Origin of the sequence: Paracidobacterium acidisoli (assembly GCF_003428625.2) — a bacterium.
Taxonomy (GTDB): domain Bacteria; phylum Acidobacteriota; class Terriglobia; order Terriglobales; family Acidobacteriaceae; genus Paracidobacterium; species Paracidobacterium acidisoli.
Genome location: NZ_QVQT02000005.1, coordinates 468,289 through 486,180, shown reverse-complemented (window position 1 = coordinate 486,180; position 17,892 = coordinate 468,289). Strand labels below are relative to the sequence as shown.

At 53.8% G+C, this 17,892-nt stretch carries 12 protein-coding genes and 1 other RNA gene; 6 read left to right on the top strand and 7 right to left on the bottom strand.

Translation table 11 applies throughout. The annotated features are described in order from the left end of the window. Window positions 1–99 precede the first annotated feature (99 nt). On the top strand, window positions 100–1,032 hold the full coding sequence (locus D0Y96_RS15935) for a hypothetical protein (protein ID WP_117301836.1): 933 nt from the start codon (window positions 100–102) through the stop codon (window positions 1,030–1,032). A 114-nt stretch (window positions 1,033–1,146) separates the two neighbouring features. On the opposite strand, the gene D0Y96_RS15930 is transcribed toward D0Y96_RS15935, so the two are convergent. Together D0Y96_RS15930 and D0Y96_RS15925 are read right to left on the bottom strand one after the other, a co-directional pair. Further along, window positions 1,147–1,998, bottom strand: coding sequence for a class I SAM-dependent methyltransferase (locus D0Y96_RS15930; protein WP_117301834.1), 852 nt, complete (start codon window positions 1,996–1,998; stop codon window positions 1,147–1,149). 162 nt (window positions 1,999–2,160) lie between these two features. Further along, window positions 2,161–4,407, bottom strand: a complete 2,247-nt coding sequence (locus D0Y96_RS15925) for a hypothetical protein (protein ID WP_147325096.1) — start codon at window positions 4,405–4,407, stop codon at window positions 2,161–2,163. Between the two features lie 974 nt (window positions 4,408–5,381). Here D0Y96_RS15925 and D0Y96_RS15920 point away from each other — a divergent pair. Next, on the top strand, window positions 5,382–5,828 hold the full coding sequence (locus D0Y96_RS15920) for a CYCXC family (seleno)protein (RefSeq protein WP_117301826.1): 447 nt from the start codon (window positions 5,382–5,384) through the stop codon (window positions 5,826–5,828). 141 nt (window positions 5,829–5,969) lie between these two features. Continuing rightward, window positions 5,970–6,319: a transfer-messenger RNA gene (ssrA, locus tag D0Y96_RS15915) on the top strand. 292 nt (window positions 6,320–6,611) lie between these two features. On the opposite strand, the gene D0Y96_RS15910 is transcribed toward ssrA, so the two are convergent. Further along, on the bottom strand, window positions 6,612–7,817 hold the full coding sequence (locus D0Y96_RS15910; protein WP_158562432.1) for a sensor histidine kinase: 1,206 nt from the start codon (window positions 7,815–7,817) through the stop codon (window positions 6,612–6,614). Between the two features lie 194 nt (window positions 7,818–8,011). Continuing rightward, window positions 8,012–8,680: a response regulator transcription factor gene (locus D0Y96_RS15905; protein ID WP_158562431.1), complete on the bottom strand. Its 669-nt coding sequence runs from the start codon at window positions 8,678–8,680 to the stop codon at window positions 8,012–8,014. A 265-nt stretch (window positions 8,681–8,945) separates the two neighbouring features. Here D0Y96_RS15905 and D0Y96_RS15900 point away from each other — a divergent pair, with 265 nt between their 5' ends. The 3 genes from D0Y96_RS15900 to D0Y96_RS15890 all read left to right on the top strand — a co-directional run bounded on the left by D0Y96_RS15900 (window position 8,946) and on the right by D0Y96_RS15890 (window position 13,900). After that, window positions 8,946–11,936 (top strand): TonB-dependent receptor, encoded by a 2,991-nt coding sequence (locus D0Y96_RS15900; RefSeq protein ID WP_117301819.1) that lies wholly within the window; start codon window positions 8,946–8,948, stop codon window positions 11,934–11,936. A gap of 129 nt (window positions 11,937–12,065) precedes the next feature. Further along, the gene (locus D0Y96_RS15895; protein ID WP_117301816.1) at window positions 12,066–12,995 is read left to right on the top strand and encodes a WG repeat-containing protein; all 930 of its coding nucleotides are present in this window, start codon (window positions 12,066–12,068) and stop codon (window positions 12,993–12,995) included. Window positions 12,996–13,099: 104 nt separating this feature from the next. Beyond that, window positions 13,100–13,900, top strand: coding sequence for a WG repeat-containing protein (locus D0Y96_RS15890; protein WP_158562430.1), 801 nt, complete (start codon window positions 13,100–13,102; stop codon window positions 13,898–13,900). A gap of 266 nt (window positions 13,901–14,166) precedes the next feature. Here the strand turns inward: D0Y96_RS15890 and D0Y96_RS20800 are convergent, their stop codons facing one another. The 3 genes from D0Y96_RS20800 to rplI form a co-directional block, all read right to left on the bottom strand. Then, entirely contained in the window at window positions 14,167–16,275 is a 2,109-nt protein-coding gene (locus tag D0Y96_RS20800) for a tetratricopeptide repeat protein (protein WP_158562429.1), read from the bottom strand. A gap of 101 nt (window positions 16,276–16,376) precedes the next feature. Next, window positions 16,377–17,042, bottom strand: coding sequence for a thioredoxin domain-containing protein (locus D0Y96_RS15880; protein ID WP_117301808.1), 666 nt, complete (start codon window positions 17,040–17,042; stop codon window positions 16,377–16,379). A 353-nt stretch (window positions 17,043–17,395) separates the two neighbouring features. Next, a complete protein-coding gene (rplI, locus tag D0Y96_RS15875; protein ID WP_117301971.1) occupies window positions 17,396–17,854 on the bottom strand; it encodes a 50S ribosomal protein L9 in 459 nt (152 codons plus the stop codon). Window positions 17,855–17,892: the final 38 nt, after the last annotated feature.

Below are 17,892 nucleotides of genomic sequence, written 5' to 3'. Positions count from 1 at the left end.
GAACACACTTTTATTCCGGAAGTTGTGTCATGCGCAGATATCAGTGGAATACAGCAGGATCAAAACGCTTTAAAATGGAATAGTTCAATCTGAAAGACTATGAGCACCAATCTCCAGACCTCTCTGACTGACACATTGAGCGCTGCAGCGCGCGAAGCCGGACTTACCGTTCTCTCCGCCGAAGCCGGAGCTGATCTAAGCCAGCGCCCAACCGCCCGGTTCCGTCTCGGATTAAGCGCTGATGCACCAGCTGTGCACACTTTGCAGCTCGAGCTGAGCGATACCTTTGATTTCCATAAGCCCGGTTTGCTTCCGGAGATGATCAGCCATCTGCGTCATGCCGCATTGCGGCTGCGCAATCCACGGCCTGATGCTTATGTCACTCTCGCCGGCCTGCCTATCAGTCTCGGTGATTTCCACTGGCCATTTCATCGCTCTTCCTCGGGAGCCGATACGTATATCGTTCACGGTACTGCGCGTCTCGAAGATGGTCAGGGCTCGCCGCTTCATACACTCATCTCGGCCAGCATGACCGTGACCTTCGCTGAGATTGTCCCCGCACCTGAACAGCCGTACGCGGAGAGCTTCATCTATAATGCCATCCGCAAAACCTTCGATCAGGGCCAGCTTGAGCTGTTGAAGAGCGGTAATCGGCAGCCGGTTCCGGTTACCACGCGCTACTATAGCCGCTGGCAGAAGAAATTCTTCTTCACCGATACGACGGATCAGAGCCGCATTGACTTCCTCGCTCTCAAGGCATACTGGCTCTCCGGCGTTCTCGGTGGAAACCGGCCGGTCTGGATTGCGGACCCGCGCGACGCGCAGTATCTCAACACTACTTCAGAAGAACTGACCCGCATGGCAGCTGATCTCTCCGGAAGAGGCCTCATCACTCTCTCCGGCGATTTTGCATCCGCCACGCCGCAACTTCTTACCCGTTCCGATGAGTACAGAGCAAAACTCACGGAAGCGCTTGCTTTTATAAAGCCGACATTCAATGAGGAAATGCGCGCCGGCCACACCAATATGTAGCCTGCATCCCTCTCTGCGCTGTCTCCATATCTGACAGGGAGGGCTTTCCGATCAATCTTTACGCGTCACTGAGTCATTCTGACTCGTTGACGTGGAATTCAGATCGATTGCGCCTCATACCCATGCACTTACGAGGTGGCCCATAGTCCCTCGTATCCGCAATCCGTCTTTTCGCTCTGCAAAATATCGTTCGTTGATCGCCACGGAGTTCAGATCTTCTATGGCGCTGAATCCCGCTGTCCGCAATGACAATTCCATATCTTCCGGCGTAAGAAACAGCCGGAATGGTTCCCCTGCGGCTGCCACTCGCGCCGCCAGGGCATCGAATGTGGACTGCTCCGTTGCGCCCAGACTTTCCCGCGGCATAGCATAATCGAAGGCCACACCACTGCCCTGCGGTAATCCCGCTATGCAGGCCAGCGTCGCCATCGCTGCAGCTTCTGTCAGATATGGGATCACGCCCAGCCATGAAAAGAAAGCCGGCTTGTCTGCGCAAAACCCGGCTGCAGCCAAACCTTCCGCCAGCGTCTCACGCTCGAAGTCAACTGGAGCAAATCGCACAGAATGTGAAATCTGAAATCCTGCGGCATCGATCATGCATCGCTTCCATGCCTGGGTGGCCGGGTGATCCACCTCAAATACCATCAGATCTTCATGAGGATTACGACAGGCAAAGGTATCCAGCCCTGCCCCCAGCACTACATATTGCCGTGCGCCACGCAGCATGGCCGTTGCCAGTTCATCCTCCGCAAAGCGGCTGCGCACAGCCATAAATGCGCGCATTCCCCGCACCCATGGAGTGTTCCGTTCCGCTTCTGTCTCACTCAGAACCCTGGCAGCGTCCTCTTCACCAAGAACGCGCAGCGCCAGCGGATCATGAAACACCAGCGGTTCGTCATACAACTGATGGGCGGCACGCCGCATTGCCACTCGCAGCGCTGTTCTGCTGGCTCGACCTTGCTGCATGCCCTCATCTTACTTACTGCCTGAAGGTATGGCAGCACCGGAATCATCTCAGGCCCTTCACACTATCCTTCCGCACTGCTAAAAGCTTTTCAGGAACGACGAAAAACCCTGGTAAACAGAGAACCAGCGGGCAGGGCCATTGCAGGCCGAATCAGGGTCGAATCAGAACTGTGGGGCCGGGGCTGACGCCGAACCCGCAGCAGGCTGAGTGGTCTGCTTTTGCTGGTAATTACCTTGCGGCTGAGGCGCTCCTGAAGGCTGTGCAATACTCTGGGGCGGCTGACTGGGACTCGGTGATTGCGCCTGGCCGGAGGGTGGCTGGACGGTTTCCGGCTTCGCTGTTTCCCCCTTCGACGAGCCATTGCCGTTTGTCTGTGCACCAGTGGGAGATGGCGACTCGGCCTCCGAATTTCCTGATATCGCCTGATCGCCGTTATAAGCCGGGCGAGGCGGAGCATGTTTTTCCGCATGCACCGGTGGCTTTGGAGGCTCCTGCGCCGCCAGAGTTACCTGATTCACAATCGACGGATCATCCCGCAGCTTCACATAAAGCTGTCCGCCCACCGGATGCGGTACCGGTAACACATATCCCGGAAAACCTTCAGGAACTTCGACAGGATGGTCAAATTTCGCATCGCTCGCCACTGCGTCCACCAGAAACAGGTTCGAGCCGCTCAGCCTGCACGCCTGATCAGGCTCAGACGGGCATTTCAGATCGCGCAGTACAGGCAGCCGAACCAGCGTCGCCAAAGGCTGCCAGTCCCCCGTCGCTCCGCCTGTTACTACACGAAACTGCAGCGGCCCGAATGCAGACGGCCCAAAGAGTTTTGCCGGATCCAGTGTTGCCAGCGCGACCTTTGCATCTTCCAGCGTCAGACCACCGTTTTCAAGACTCAGAGTCGTCGTGAAAGTTCCATCTGCTGTCGCCACTTCCAGCTTTTCTCCACGCGCAAACGCGGGCGGAGATTGTGCACGCACCGAAAACGTCAGTTTGGCGTCCTGCGGTAGTTCCTCCTGATCAGCGAGTTGGATGTTACTACCCGCGTTGGCCGCCGAAGGTTGAACGCTTTTACCGATCAATGCCACGCTTGGCCGGGGCTCATCAATCGTCGCAGCAAGATCGAGTGTTCGGCCATCTTTCAGTGTCACCTTGGCCGTAACAGAGTCGCCCTGCTTCAGAGCGGCCGCAGCCTTGCCGTCTTTCGCCGTCATCCGCAGCTCATCACCTGCACTCGCTGATGTGAATTTTCCAGGCGTAAACTCAATTCCCTTCAGCGATAATCCTGCCACTTCATCCAGGCGACTGCCCTTCAGCAAACCAGAGACATCACCCGCATGCAGCGTGAAATTATCGAGATGCCCCGCCTCCGAGAAAGCATGCAACGGCACATTTTCAGCCTGTCCCACACCAAACTGCTGCACCATTAACGTCAATGCTCCAGGATGCGCTTCCTTAAGCGGCAGCGTCACCTCAAGTTCATTCGGCTTTGTTGTCTTCCAGCTGGCCTTCAATTCTTTGCCTGATGGATCTTTCAGCAGAATGCTGTCCACACAGCCTGCATTTTCGGCCTGCAAATGCACGACCTGTTCTCTGCCTACAATTAACGAGCCCTCATCTGCAGAGGACAGTTCCCATTTCTGTGGATGTGAACTCTCGAGCTGGAAAGCCGGTCCATCATATTTCTCGAATCCCCAGAACCCATGTACTGACGCGTTCACACTGTCACCGAACTTCGCGGAACTCAATCCCTTTGTATCTACCACGAAGCCACCTTTTTCCGGGTCGGCCTTTGCGGGAATATCGATTACCTTGGCGTCTTTGCCTGTCAGGTGCAGCGTTACATCATGCGCATACCCCGTCGAGAAGACGAGCGGCGCCCCCTCTACCGGCAATATCAATGAAGTTTTCTCAGCGCAATAGACCTCTTTCGGATCCACCGGATGCAATGGCGGCGGTTGCGGCGATTCCACCGCAGGCAGTGCTACCACCAGTACCGACTTTGGATTGTGAAAGGACGGTGGAGTATTCAGCATCAGAAAAAGCTGGTCACCATGCTGCGTGGCCAGTGCGGGTATGTACTGATATTGCGCCGTGTGAAAGCTATCCAGAATCCGCGCGATATCCATAGCGGATGCAATATATGGACTGTAATATCCGTAATTTGCCTGCGGCGTATAGCTCAGCTGCATCCCCAGATCGCCGGCCGGCCCGGATGTCAGCGCCTCCACAATCGATGTACTGTGGCCATCGTTCAGAATCAGCGAATCCTGATCCTGCATGAGACAGGGAGCCTGCTGCTCCGTTTCCTTATCGAAGCATTTGGGGTCCAGCTTTATCGCCAGGCTTCGCGCCAGCAACTCCGAAGTATCTTTCAGCTTTTCCGGATCGCTGGAGTTCACCGCGCGCACAGCGGATAAATAGGTATCCAGCCGCGCACGATCGAGCGATGCCTGATTCAGGTCCTGAGACGCCCGCACAAATGCACCGGGACGCCCCCGGACAGCATTGATCAGCGTTTTGAAATCTCCACCTGTCTCCGGAGCCAAAAAAACCAGCACCTGCTGCGCACCTGTCGGTACGGTGATGTTCAGCCCCTCCGCATCCTTCCGATTCCATGTCTCCGAACGGTAAAACCAATCCTCCGGAGGAGGATTCGTCGATCCCCGCAGAAAGGCGGCCACCATCAGATAGCGTACCGATTGCCCATCCGGCAGATCCGCCTTGATCCATAACCGGTCTCCGGCTTCAAGATTCGGCACTTCCCCGATGGGCAGCGTCTTCCCTGCCCGGCTTACCTTTACGTCCAGCTTCGGACCAGCCAAATCAAATTGTGCTGAATCGGCATGCGCCAGGGCGGTGGCAACAAGGCACAGACTGAAAACTGCGCGCAGAGGACGAAGTCGTAAGGCCATATCAGTATTCTAATTTTCCTGGCGTGATGGAGTGCACTTTGGGAGCCATATGCATGTTTTGGGATGAGGCTCGTCTCGCCGGTGATGCCGTGAATAACGAGAACGATGAACTTTAAAGCAATTTCCATAAAAATAGACCCTCTCCATCGACAAAGGTCGTGAAGATCAGACCGTTTCAGGTACAAAAACAGGCTTGCACTGCGGGGAGTATTCCATGCAACCTGCTCAAAATAAGACAATTAAGGCAAATACATCTCAATATAAATTTAAGAAGGACCATTCGGGCTCAGTAATGAAAAAGAACTTTCTTTTCAGCCGTCGCTTTTTCCGACAATTGAACGACAAAACGGATGAAGTATGGTTTTCTTTAAAGAAGAATTTTGATCGCTGGACAGGATCGAAATCGTTCCGCAATCAGATATGCCCGCATAGCGTAATATCTTCCAAGACGCTGTTACAGGAGTAAACCCATGAAGCGCCTTCTCGTCAGCCTGGCATTGGGTCTGGTGACCATAGCAGGTTATGCCCAGTGGTCTAATCCAGCAGACGACATCCCGGCGTATCATCCGCAGCCTCCGACCAGCAGACAGGAGCTTCCGCACATCCTCTCAGGCAGGCAGCTCACGGGACCTTATTTCCACTACAAGTGGCAGACCATTGTTTATAAGGAAGCAGCTCAGGTACCGGGCGTTCTTTATCAATTGCCCTGTTACTGCCGCTGCGACCGCGCTCTAGGTCACAAAAGTCTGCACAGCTGCTTTGAGGGAACCCACGGAGCCATTTGCTCTACCTGCGCGAAAGAGGGTGCTTACGCTTATAAAATGACGAAGCTTGGCAAAAGCCCAAAGCAGATCCGCGAAGGTATCGAACATCAGGATTATGAAAGCATCGATCTTGATGCCCTGAGTGGAATGTAATCGCAGACTTTTGATCCCGGGAGTTTCAGTCCACGATGTACAGATGCCATGTCCTTTTGCTGCTATTGCGAAACGTTGAATTGCTTTAGGAGTAGAATGGAGATAGTACGGCAAACATCCATCCTCATGCCCGACAGGTCTGGGGGCGTCACGGTTTCGACGGGATCGTCTGCGGGAAAGAGGCATGCCGGGGTCTGGGCACCCGTAATCGCCTGGAAAACAATAATTGCGAACAATCAACTCGCATACGCAGCTTAATTAATTAAGTTGCCGTCTTCCGCGGCTTCGCCTGTGGGCTTCGAGAGGACGTCGCACAGCAGGCTGGTTCTCCCGGCTGGACCGGGTCGAGAGAATGAAATTCACGGTCTGGCAATGCGCGCATCTTGTCCGTTCTGAGCGCGCTGCGCGACATCTTCGGAACGTGACTGAGCATGGAGTCTCTTTTTTGACTGCGATTTCGGACGCGGGTTCGACTCCCGCCGCCTCCACCATACTAACGTTCATAAATTAAATAATTTAACTCTCTTAAGTTGCTTCGTTCTTTGTACAGTTTTTGCCAGAGACGCGCGAGGCGAGAAGAAGAGACCGCCACAAAGCCGATCATGCACCCTTTTAAGATAATCGGCTTATAGTAGCTCGTGCGTTCCGCACTATTACGGTGCCCAACGGTCAAAATCCCTGCCGACAACCATAATCGAGCGCTTCTCGCGATTCTGTTCGGTCTGCAGGCAGGACCGCCGACAGCTTGCAAGGCAGACGCGGGAAGGTTTGCAACGATCAGAATCACTCAGCAGGGCTAACGCTATGCTGTGGTAGTCGAACCCGAAATGTCGCTCCACGTCCCAGGTCACTTTGGACCGTAATCTCACCGCTATAAAGCTCAACGATCCACTTGGCAATGGCGAGACCGAGACCAGCGCCTGGATTGTCGTCTGCGCGAGATGTATCAACTCGATAGAACCGGTCAAAGATACGTGACCCAGCCTCCTGAGGTATTCCGATCCCCGTGTCCGATACCTGCAAATGGAAGCCGTCTGCAATTTCACAATCAATACGAATTGCTCCACCTGGAAGGGTGTACTTCACTGCGTTGTCAAGCAGTATCAGGGCCAGGCGACGGAGATGAGAGACATCGATAGAAAGGATCAAAGGATGGTCAGCAGCCGCAAATCCCATGACCAGACTCAGGTTCTTTGCTCTGGCCAATGGCTCGATGCGGTCACAAACGGCTTCCAGATGGGGGCGCGCGTCTACATCGGATACTTCCGGTAAGATCTGACCTACATCTGCGCGCGCCAGCAACAGAAGATTCTCAAGTAGCTCTCCCGCTCTTCTCGCTTCTTCCATTATTTCCAGGAAGCCGTCGCGGCTGATCTCATCCAAGTCGACATTTTGCGAATGGAATTGGGCTGTAGCGCGAATATATGCGATTGGGTTACGAAGTTCGTGGGATGCATCGGCTGTGAACTGTGTGACCCTGCGCATAGCCACCTCGAGCCTGGAAAGCAGCTCATTCCAGGCGTGGGCGAGCAGCTGCAATTCGTCCTTGACCTGGGGCACTGGCAACCTGCGTGAGAGATCTTGTGCCGTGATGCTCTGGGCTTCCGAGATCAGGAGGGCAACAGGTTTCAATGCTCTACGGCTCAGGCTGTATCCACCAAGGCTTGAAACAGCCAGCAACACCGGAATCATCTCGAACAGCCAGAATGTGAAACTGCGCAGTAGAGTCTGGTCCTCGAGTAGCGAACTACTGACGACGAGATAGCTGGGTTTTCCTTCGTAATTCACGGGGCGGCAAAGTCTGCGATACATCCCATTGCCAACGGTAGGATTGTCAATCGAGGGAGCCGGGCAAATCAGAGTACCAAGAGAGTCTCTAAGAAGATTCGGATCGAGCGGAAAGAGACGCCTTCCGTCTATACCTACAATTTGAATGAGCTGGCCCTCTGGAAGGATGCCCACTAGCTCATCCAACTCGGGCAGGGCCATATCAGACCGCCTGGGTGGAAGCGCTCCCAGGAGTGATTCTACCCGCGAGGCTCGCTCTTCGAGAGTGCGGTCTTTCCATGCAGTGAGCGAACCCGTCAGGATGAACCACATGACAACCCCGAAGATCGCCAGGCCACAAAAGAGAATGCAGGAATACCACGCAGCAAGCCGAAGGCTAATAGAAAAGCCCCGCATTAAGCGACACCGGATCTTAAGAGGTAGCCGACGCCCCGTACTGTCTGCAGCGATACAGCTTCACCGGACAGTTGTATCTTGCTTCGAAGCGATGCAATGAAGACATAGAGATTGTGTTCATTCATCTCTCCGCCGAGTCCCCAACCTGCTTCGACAAGGATCTCCTTGCTAACGATCCGTCCTGCGTTCTGCATGAGAGTTTCCATCAAAGCGAATTCGGTGCGAGTAAGGGCAATCATTTCGCCGCTGCACTCGATGCTGTGAAGGTCGCTCCGCAAAACCAGATTGCCTACATGGAGCAAGCCTGGATGTATGGGCGCCTTTCGCCGCGTCAGCGCGCGGAGGCGGGCAAGCAACACTTTCAAGTCGAAAGGTTTTGTCAGGTAGTCGTCTGCTCCCAGGTCGAGCCCGTGCACGATGTCTCCGTTGGTGTCGCGGGCGGTAAGAAAGATAGTAGGCGTATCGACCGCGCTTTCCCTGAGACGCTGCAGGACAGAAAAACCGTCCAGCCCGGGCAACATTACATCCAAGACTATCGCGTCCAGATGATGCTCGTATGCAAGCTTGAGAGCTGTCTCACCATCGTGGGCCACCACCGTCAGATAGCCCTCGCGTTCCATCGCACGCCGCAGAAGAGAAGCCATCCGCACTTTGTCATCGACGATCATGATACGCATGACGAGAGCGTAGGCGTACATCGCCGTGCGCGTCGTTAATGTTTGGTTACGACTTCAGAAAATGAGGTTGTCTTGAGGTACGTAGCCTAGAGTCCTGGTTATTGCAGTGATTCACAACGCCGACGGCGAATCTTCCACAGAAAGCTCGTCGCCTGCCGTGTTGAATAGTCAGGCAGCGACCTTCATGTAATAGATCATCGGTCTGTTCGCGCGGGCCGCAATTCGAGAGAACAACAACATTCGACGAGGTGACCCTATGAAGCCACGCAGCCTTTATTTCGCGCTGATCCTCCTGGGAGCGATTCTTTCCGCTCTTCCGCTGCCAGCCCAGGTTGACCGCGCCAATTTGAAGGGCACAGTGACGGACCCAAACGGGGCCGTTGTTCCTCGGGCGACCGTGACTGTACATTTTCCACAGACTGGTTTTACCCGCACCGTAGAGTCCAGCAGTGAGGGCGAGTACGTGTTATCAGGCTTGCCTTTGGGTGAGTGTACGCTGACCGTGAGTGCGACCGGACTCGAGCAGAAGCAAGTGGACAACGCCACGCTCACCGTCGGCGAAACGAGGACGCTGGATGTTGCGCTCGGCGTAGTCAGGGCCGCTGAAACAGTAATAGTGAACGCTTCGGACGTGGCCCTCGACAGAGACTACGCCAGTACAGGCGGAGTCATTGGGGAGGAGCAAGTGCAGAATCTTCCCATTAACGGCAGGAACTGGGCAGGGCTCATGGTCCTCGTTCCTGGAGCCATCAATACCGGCAGCGGAAACCAGACCAGCATCCGATTTGCCGGACACGGCCTCGACGACAACAAAATCCTCTTCGATGGAGTGGACGCAACGGGCATTTTGCGGCAGTCGGAAAAATCCGATCTTCGCATTCAGATTTCATCGGAATCGATCGCAGAGTTTCGCGTGAATTCGGCCCTTTATTCGGCAGAGTTCGGAGGGGTTGGGGGAGGCCAGGGAGACATTGTATCGAAGTCCGGTTCCAACCAGTGGCATGGCAGTCTCTACGAATTCCTGCGGAACGATGCATTGAACGCGCGCGCTCTCTTCTCGACATCACAACTTCCTCTGCGGCTCAACCAATTCGGCGCCAGCCTTGGGGGGCCGATCGTTCAAGACCATACCTTCTTTTTCCTGAACTACGAAGGTTTACGCCAGATGGTCGCGCAACCGTTGACAGGACTTGTGCCGAGCTCTTCCTTTATCCAACAAACTCTGCAGGTCGAACCGCAGCTTCAACCGCTTCTGCAAGCCTATCCCGCGGGGACAGCGCCCACGAGCAATCTCAATGTGAACAACTGGACGGGAAGCGGCCGTCAGGTTCAGAACGAAGACTTCGGCCTGGCTCGCATCGACCAGCAATTCAGCAGCAAGACTTCAGCCTTCCTTCGCATCAACTTCGACCAGGGCCGGCTGCAGGCGCCACTCGGGGACAGCAGCGGGTATTTGCGCGATACGGTGAATACGCTGGACGCCCCTAAAAACGGGTTGATTTCCGTGCAGCACATCTTCGGATCTTCCCTGCTGAATGAAACCAGGTTTTCAGTCAACCGCACACCCTTTGTCACACAGAACAACAGCATATTTCCAAACGAGCTTCAGGTATCCGGGTTCACGACTTTGCAGGATAACCTGGAACAAACACAAAGCTCGACAGCGTATTCATTCGGAGATACGGTCAACCGCTCGTTCGGCAGGCACAGCATCACAACCGGCGCGGGCTTGAGGCGCGTCGAGATCAATCTCGGCAATTCCGCCACGACGGTGTTCTCTTACAGCAGCATTGCGAAGTTCTCCGTAAATTCGATGAACTCCGCCAGCGTGGCGGCTGCTGTACCCACACAGGGCGTGCGTAAGACTGAGTACTACGGCTTCATTCAGGACCAGTACAAGTTTCGCCCCAACGTGACTCTGAGCCTGGGTCTCCGTTATGACTACTACGGGGTGTTTTCAGAGGTAGAGGGGCGTGACAAGCCGTTCGACCCATACACTTGCGGTGGCTCGTGTCCTCTCGGCAGCGCCTTTTACAATTCCGATCCCCTCGATATCGGCCCTCGCCTGGCAGTCACCTGGGCACCAGCCTTTCTGCATGACAAGACCGTGTTGCGTGGAGGCTACGGTCTTTACTACGGGGAGGGACAGCTCGGCGATCTTACAGGTCCATTGAACAATCTGACCACAAGCCTTGCTCTTTCAAGCACCCAATTTCCTACCTTGAGCTATCCCATTGATACATTCATCCCTCTCGGCGCCTCCACCGCGAACGCGCCGCATGGTCTTGCCCGCGATCGGCGCAATGAACAGTTCGATCAGTGGGGAGTCTCCGTGCAGCAACAGCTGCCACTCCAGATGCTTGCCGACATTGGCTACATCGGTAATCATGGGGCGCACATCACTTCGAGAACCTATGTCAACGTAATCAATCCCGCCACAGGCACGCGACCATTAGCAGGGTTTGGCCAGGTGGACTACAAGAAGATGGGCAACAACAGCAACTTCAGCGGATTGTCGGCCACTCTGAACAGGCGGTTCGCTTCAGGCTGGCTGCTTGGAGCAAATTATCTGTGGTCCCACTCAACGAATGACGGTTCAACCGGCGGCGGTGAGCAGGATTACCCGCAGAATGTGGCTTGCCGCATTTGTGAGTACGGCAGCAGCGACCAGGACATCCGATCCTCCTTTACCTCGAGCGCCGTCTACCAGTTGCCCTTCGGCCATGGCCAAAAATACTTCACCCATGGTGCAGGCGGTCGTATCCTGGGCGGTTGGCAGTTGAGTGGTCTGGCGACGGCGCGGACTGGCCTGCCGCTTAACGTGACGGTCTCTCGCAGCGCTTCGTCGATGCTGGATGGGAACTCAACTTCGGCGCAACGTCCCGACCGAGTGGCGGGTGTCTCCCTCACTCCTCCGGAAGGCAAGTCTCCACTGCATTGGATCAATCCCGCGGCTTTCGCGACACCGGCGAAGGACACCTGGGGAGACGCGAGCCGAAATCCTGGCCGCGGGCCGGGAACCTGGCAGCTGGATACCTCTCTCGAAAAGGAACTGCTGGGTATCGAGAAGTTCTCGCTGAAATTTCGAGCAGACGGCTTCAACATATTCAATCGCGCACAGTATGGCTTGCCGGTCACCAATTGGTCCGCTACCAACTTTGGTGTAATCACGACGCAGTTGAACGCTGGAGCTACGGGTACTGCCACCCAGCGTGTCTTCCAGATGAGTCTCCGGCTCAGTTATTGAAGCTTAGGTATTCATCGGGAGAATATTCCAAGCGTGGCCGTTTGTTAAAGAACGGCCACACATCACGGATGCGCCGGCCGGCACACAATTGTCATGAAAATGACACACGACACATAAAAGGAATGCCGTATGTTTTCACTCTCGCGCCGTAGCTTCGTCCAATTCGCCCTTGCAACCGGATTGGCTTCACAACTCCCCCTCCACGGCGAGGAAGCGCAAGTGTTACTCCCGGTCAACAACTGTGGACGTTGGGGATTCATCAACGCAAAGGGAACTATGGCTGTGGCAAGCCGTTATGAAGCTGTCTTCACATTCGCCAGCAGCCTGGCCGCCGTCAGAATGAAAGGGCTTTGGGGATACATCGATTATTCCGGAGGTTTCGTTCTCCCACCGAAGTACGATGAGGCGCGCAATTTTCATTTTGGTATCAGTCCGGTAAGGATGGGGCGCGAGTGGGGCTTTATCAGGCCCGACGGAGAGTATGCATTTACGGAACGGTTTGAGCTCGCCCGGAGTTTTCAGGACGAGCGCGCACGGGTACGGATAAATGGCAAATGGGGTTACATTGGCACTGCCGGCAAGTTCACCATCGAGCCAAAATACGATGGCGCAGGCGGCTACAGCGATGGCCTGGCGCCAGTGGCATTGAATGGGAAATGGGGTTATATCGACAAGAGAGGGCAAACGGTCATTCCCTTCCAATATACCGCTGCTGGAAGCTTTAGCGAAGGGCTCGCCGCGGTACAGATTGAGGATAAGTGGGGATTCCTGCGCAGGGACGGTTCGGTTGCGATAAGGTCGGAGTGGGAAAAAACCGCTGAATTCAGTGAGGGTGTCTGTCCGGTTCGAAAGAACAAGCTGTGGGGGTGTATCAATCCTTCTGGATCTTTGGTACTGGAGCCGTCTTATTCTGAATTGGACTCCTTTATCGATGGCTTCGCGCCAGCCAAGCAAGGGGATCAATCTCTCTACATCGATCATCGCAATCACGTACTCTGGAGGCAGACGATGCAGTGCCCAGCCGGAAGTCCAACCGGCGACTACATCAAACCTTCCTAAAGATGAAAGTTCCCGTACCAACGCGCCGCGACTTTGTTCGTCTTTCTGCTCTGCTTCTGGCCTCTGGTGCGACGAGACTCAGTGGGGCAAGGACGAAGGTCCATTTGTATCCAGTAGAACAATGCGGGAAATGGGGATATATCGACCGCAAGGGTACGATTGTCATACAGCCCAAATTTGACGATGCCTGGGCTTTCTCTGAAGATCTTGCCGCAGTCGAGGTGGGCGGCCATTGGGGATACATTGACAGATCGGGCGTGGAGACGATCCGGCCCCGGTTTGATGAGGCTCGCAATTTCCGCTATGGGCTTTCCCCTGTCAGGATAGGTAATCTCTGGGGCTTCATTCGACCGGATGCGGGCCTGGGCATACCGTTGCAGTTCGACTATGCACGAAGCTTCCAGGACGAACGCGCTCGCGTTCGACTCAAAGGAAAGTGGGGATTCATCGAGACAAATGGAGCCTTCGCAATTCAACCATTATATGACAACGCTAATGGCTATAACGAAGGATTGGCTCCCGTAGAAATCAACGGGAAGTGGGGCTACATTGACAAGGCTGGAGATTTCGCAATTCCCGTCCAATATCCCATAGCAGGGATCTTCAGTGATGGACTGGCGGCTGTGAAGACAGGCAAATACTGGGGCTTCATCACAAGAGATGGCGTACTTTCCATAGAAAGCAGATTTGAAGAAGTGGGAGAATTCTCCGAAGGCGTTTGTCCCGTTCGCCTCAATGGCAAGTGGGGTTATATCGACAAATCGGGAATACTCATGATCCGTCCTCATTACGATCAGGCGGATCACTTCGCAGATAGTTTGGCGCCTGTCACGATCGGGAAAGCAAACAAGTACATCGACCATAAAGATGATGTTGTCTGGGTGAGCGAACAGCACTGTGCCTAGAGCACTTATTTGTTCCGCGATTGGGCCTACAGAAGCTACCCCTTAATATCGGCTGATTCTTTAAGCAGGTCAAAGCGATTCTGCATTCTCCCGCCGCCTCCACCAATGACTTTGTTACCAACCGCTGTTTTATTTGACAAACAGATGTATAGAAGCTTGTTCTTTTGAAAGAACAGACTGAATAGCTTTCAGGCCTCATCTCTATCTTTCTAATTCCTGCTGTCATGAAGTTTTGCGAAGAAACTCCCCCTGTTGGTTAATCAGGTTCAGTGTGCAGGGAGATGGGTGAGATTCGAACGCGCCTGCGGATCATCCGGTGCAAGCTGCAACGCGCGCAAAAAATCAGACCGTGCAGCAATGGATCTTCCGGTGCGTGCCTCAAGTACACCGAGATTGTTCCAGCCATCAACATCATCGGGTCGCAAGTGAAGCGCTATATTCTGCTCCTTGATTGCCTGTTGCAGCTGGCCTGCTTCTGATAACACCTGCGACAGCAGCGCATGAAGATCTGCATTCGAAGGCGCAAACGCAGCAGCCACACGCAACTGCGTTAATGCATCTTCCAGTCGATTGCTTTGCGCATAAGCCAGCGCCAGATGTTCACGCGCATCAAGATCGTCAGGGTGCTGCTTCACCGCGTCCGAAAGCAGGACTGCTGCTTCCATCGGCTTTCCTGATTCGATAGCCATTTCTCCCAGCTGATATAGCGCAGTAAACTCCTGCGGATTCAGAGCCAGCGCATGCCGAAACTGATCCCGAGCAGAATCGAGATGACCTTCGCCGGCCAGAGCTACACCTAGTCCGCTATACGCGGTTGCATCTTCGGGACAATCATGAATGTCCTCGAGAAACTGGCGCTCAGCATCGGCCAACTGAACACTTTTCAGTTCAAGTGTTCCCAGATTAAATCTGGCATCACAGGCCTTTGGGTCAGCAGCAACAGCCTGCCGGTAAACTTTCATTGCCTCTTCACGATTACCGTCATTTTCAAGTGCAGTCCCGAGACCATTCAGAGTTCGCACAGAGTCTGGCTCTATAACCAGCAATCTGCGATATGCCGAGGTCGCCTGGCCATACTCTCTCAATGCAACAAGAGCTGAGGCCAGATTATAAAGAGCCACTATATCTGCAGGTTCCTTTTGCAGACGGTGCTTCATCCAGGCCTCTTCCAATAGAAGACGAGGATCAGTTCCTGGAGAGGCATTCGCGGGAAGGACCTGAATCCATAAATGAGCCATTTCATCAACAGAACGGTTTCCTGCTCTCACCCGCACTGGCGGGGAGTTGGGATTATGAACGTTCTCGGCGGAATTGTCATAGAGATAGCGCATGTGGAGTACTGTCGCCTTTGGCAGAAAAACAGGCTTGCGGTACCGATATACCGACTGTCGATCGATATCCCAGTCAGAGATCCGAATAAGCCATTTCTTTCGGCCATCAGGCAGTACTGCCCATCCCTCAAGTTTTTTCCCAAGATAGTGCGCATGTGGATAAATGCCGAGCACATTAACATCCACAGGCAAAGTCAAATCATCCTGAACAATAAAATCGCGCTTCCCAGCCGGAATATCCAGGTCATGATCGTCCTCAAGCTGCAACAGCATCGGCTTTTTTGAAGCTGATTCTTTCGAGAAATATAAGCCTATGCTGGCTACGATCGTCTCCGGTTTCCCGCTGGGCTTCAGATGCATATTGAGAATGAGATCATTTCCTGGATCGAGCCGCCAGGGCATTTCCGGCTCTTCAATAAGAGCTGGAGTATCCGGCTTCCAGAACAGGAAATGACCTTCGGGATCAAACGTATTTCCCGCATCCATTGTGATATCCATGCCTGGAATGCCGTCTTCCCAGTGAGGATGTTCATGCCTGAATGAAGCAGTACGATCGATGAGTACATTCGCATGATGCACGACCTGCGGTACTCCAGGGCGAATTTCCATTGCCCGAATGAAATGCGTTTGCCGCAATGGATAAGAGAAGATGAAGTTGCGAAAGATATCTGCTCCCGAAGCATTCAGGACGAATGGCCGCTCCATTGACAGAATCAAATCGGGCTTCCCAAGCACCCAGTCTGAAACATAGCGAGGTGGCGCCGGAGCCTCCTGGAGAGATCCCGGAGACATACCAGACCGCACCCATTTTTGTATCAGCATCACATCACTATCGCTAAGTCGGCGATTCTCTACGAAATCGCCATAACCCGGCTCTGGAAGCCATGGGGGCATATAACGAGACCGAGTTACCGCAGCTATCTGTAGACCATGGCGAAGAGCATCCTGATATTGAAGCAGGCTGAATGGTCCGGCTCCGCCTGGATGATGGCACGAAGTGCAGTTTTTATAGAAGATGGGAGCAATTTGACGGCTCCAGGTCACCGACGTTTCCGCTGTGTCATTTGCCTGAGTCGCGACCGGCATAATGGCCGGTACGCTGCAAATCAGCACCACGAATATGCATCGAAAAGCTTTCATTTCCATTAACGAGGTACGATGGAACACCCGATTGGTGGACCGTTCGGCTGGGGTATCTGTTCGTGGCCCAGGGCGGCTTGAATGGCTCGCTCCAGATCATGTTGCAATGCATGAGGACGTTCCTTATCCAGCGCCAGATATCGATCATCAATGCGTCCGAGATATACCTCGCGCATTCCTGCTCCGTCAGGAACAAATACCGCTGCTTCCGGCGTGATTGTTGCACGAGCCATGTGGGTTAGCTGCTGATGAATATCCAATACCGCGTCGCCCGGAATGCCGAATTGCTTCTGATGCTGCCGGACCACGTTCATTGTGTCCTGGGGATTGGGATAGACCCACCAGAAACGTACGCTGGCCGTACCGAGTTCCCGATTCAGACGCTTGATTTCCGGAATATATCGATTTGCGATGGGGCAATCTGATGCAACGAAAAGCAACACAACTGCATGCGTGCCCGCAGACATGAGATTGTTTATGGGGCGACCATTAAGGTCTACGCCGAACTGATTGACGGCGATCGCAGGAGATCCTGAGCAGTACAGTGAAACAAAGATGATCCATGCTGCTCGCTTCCACACAGATCTTTTCATACTCAGATACTGCAATGAGCAGTACTTTTCTGATCTCGAGTCGATCTCCGACTGTGGTTTGCGGAAGCTCTGAAGCATAATTTTCCCGCCACAGCATAGTACCCCGGCATGCCTTCGACTTGTTAACAAATCTTATAAGGGATGCCATTCCTCAAAATATCTGCCGCACCTTGCAAAAATGGCCGTTTGCGTGGACCAAGGACGCTCACAATCAATTTTCATGGTTTTTGAAGTATCTGTGAGGACGGGCAGCAGTGCATCAGCGAAATCCTGTGGAAAGTCGGGAGGCTGATCTTACGTGCCTGAAAGGGCATCTTTGAGCAGCAGAAAATACGAATCACGCTTTGAATCAATGCGCACGAACGATGAGGGTTGGAAATGAAAATGCGGAGCGATGGTCCATCGCCCCGCATTTTCCGATCTTTTACTTACTAAGCTTCGGCTTTCTCTTCGCCTTTAACGGTAACCTTGATATGCGCCGTCACTTCGCGATGAAGTTTAACCGGAATGTGGAACTCTCCCACCGATTTCAACGGTTCATCGAGTTGCACCTTCCGGCGATCGATATTGAATCCCTTTTCTTCAAGCTGATGAGCAATATCGGACGAGGTAACTGAGCCAAAAAGATGCTCATTCTCGCCTACCCGCCGTTCAAACACAAGTGCAACATCATTAAGCAGAGTGAGAAGCTGTTCCGCTTCCCCCTTCTCCTTTGCCGACCTGCGAACAGCAGACTCTTTCATCTGCTCGACAACTGATTTATTCGCTGCTGTGGCTTCCAGAGCAAGTTTTTTTGGCAATAAATAATTGCGACCGTACCCATCGGCGACCTTCACCACGTCGCCGCGATGACCGAGATTTGATACGTCTTCTTTCAGAATGACTTCCATTTGCATCTCCGAAAAATCGAGGAAGAACGATGAGCTCT

Coding starts and splice junctions, on each gene's coding strand:
- D0Y96_RS15935 (WP_117301836.1), top strand. CDS start 100: ATGAGCACCAATCTCCAGACCTCTCTGACTGACACATTGAGCGCTGCA.
- D0Y96_RS15930 (WP_117301834.1), bottom strand. CDS start 1,998: ATGCAGCAAGGTCGAGCCAGCAGAACAGCGCTGCGAGTGGCAATGCGG.
- D0Y96_RS15920 (WP_117301826.1), top strand. CDS start 5,382: ATGAAGCGCCTTCTCGTCAGCCTGGCATTGGGTCTGGTGACCATAGCA.
- D0Y96_RS15910 (WP_158562432.1), bottom strand. CDS start 7,817: ATGGCCCTGCCCGAGTTGGATGAGCTAGTGGGCATCCTTCCAGAGGGC.
- D0Y96_RS15905 (WP_158562431.1), bottom strand. CDS start 8,680: ATGATCGTCGATGACAAAGTGCGGATGGCTTCTCTTCTGCGGCGTGCG.
- D0Y96_RS15900 (WP_117301819.1), top strand. CDS start 8,946: ATGAAGCCACGCAGCCTTTATTTCGCGCTGATCCTCCTGGGAGCGATT.
- D0Y96_RS15895 (WP_117301816.1), top strand. CDS start 12,066: ATGTTTTCACTCTCGCGCCGTAGCTTCGTCCAATTCGCCCTTGCAACC.
- D0Y96_RS15880 (WP_117301808.1), bottom strand. CDS start 17,042: ATGCTTCAGAGCTTCCGCAAACCACAGTCGGAGATCGACTCGAGATCA.
- rplI (WP_117301971.1), bottom strand. CDS start 17,854: ATGGAAGTCATTCTGAAAGAAGACGTATCAAATCTCGGTCATCGCGGC.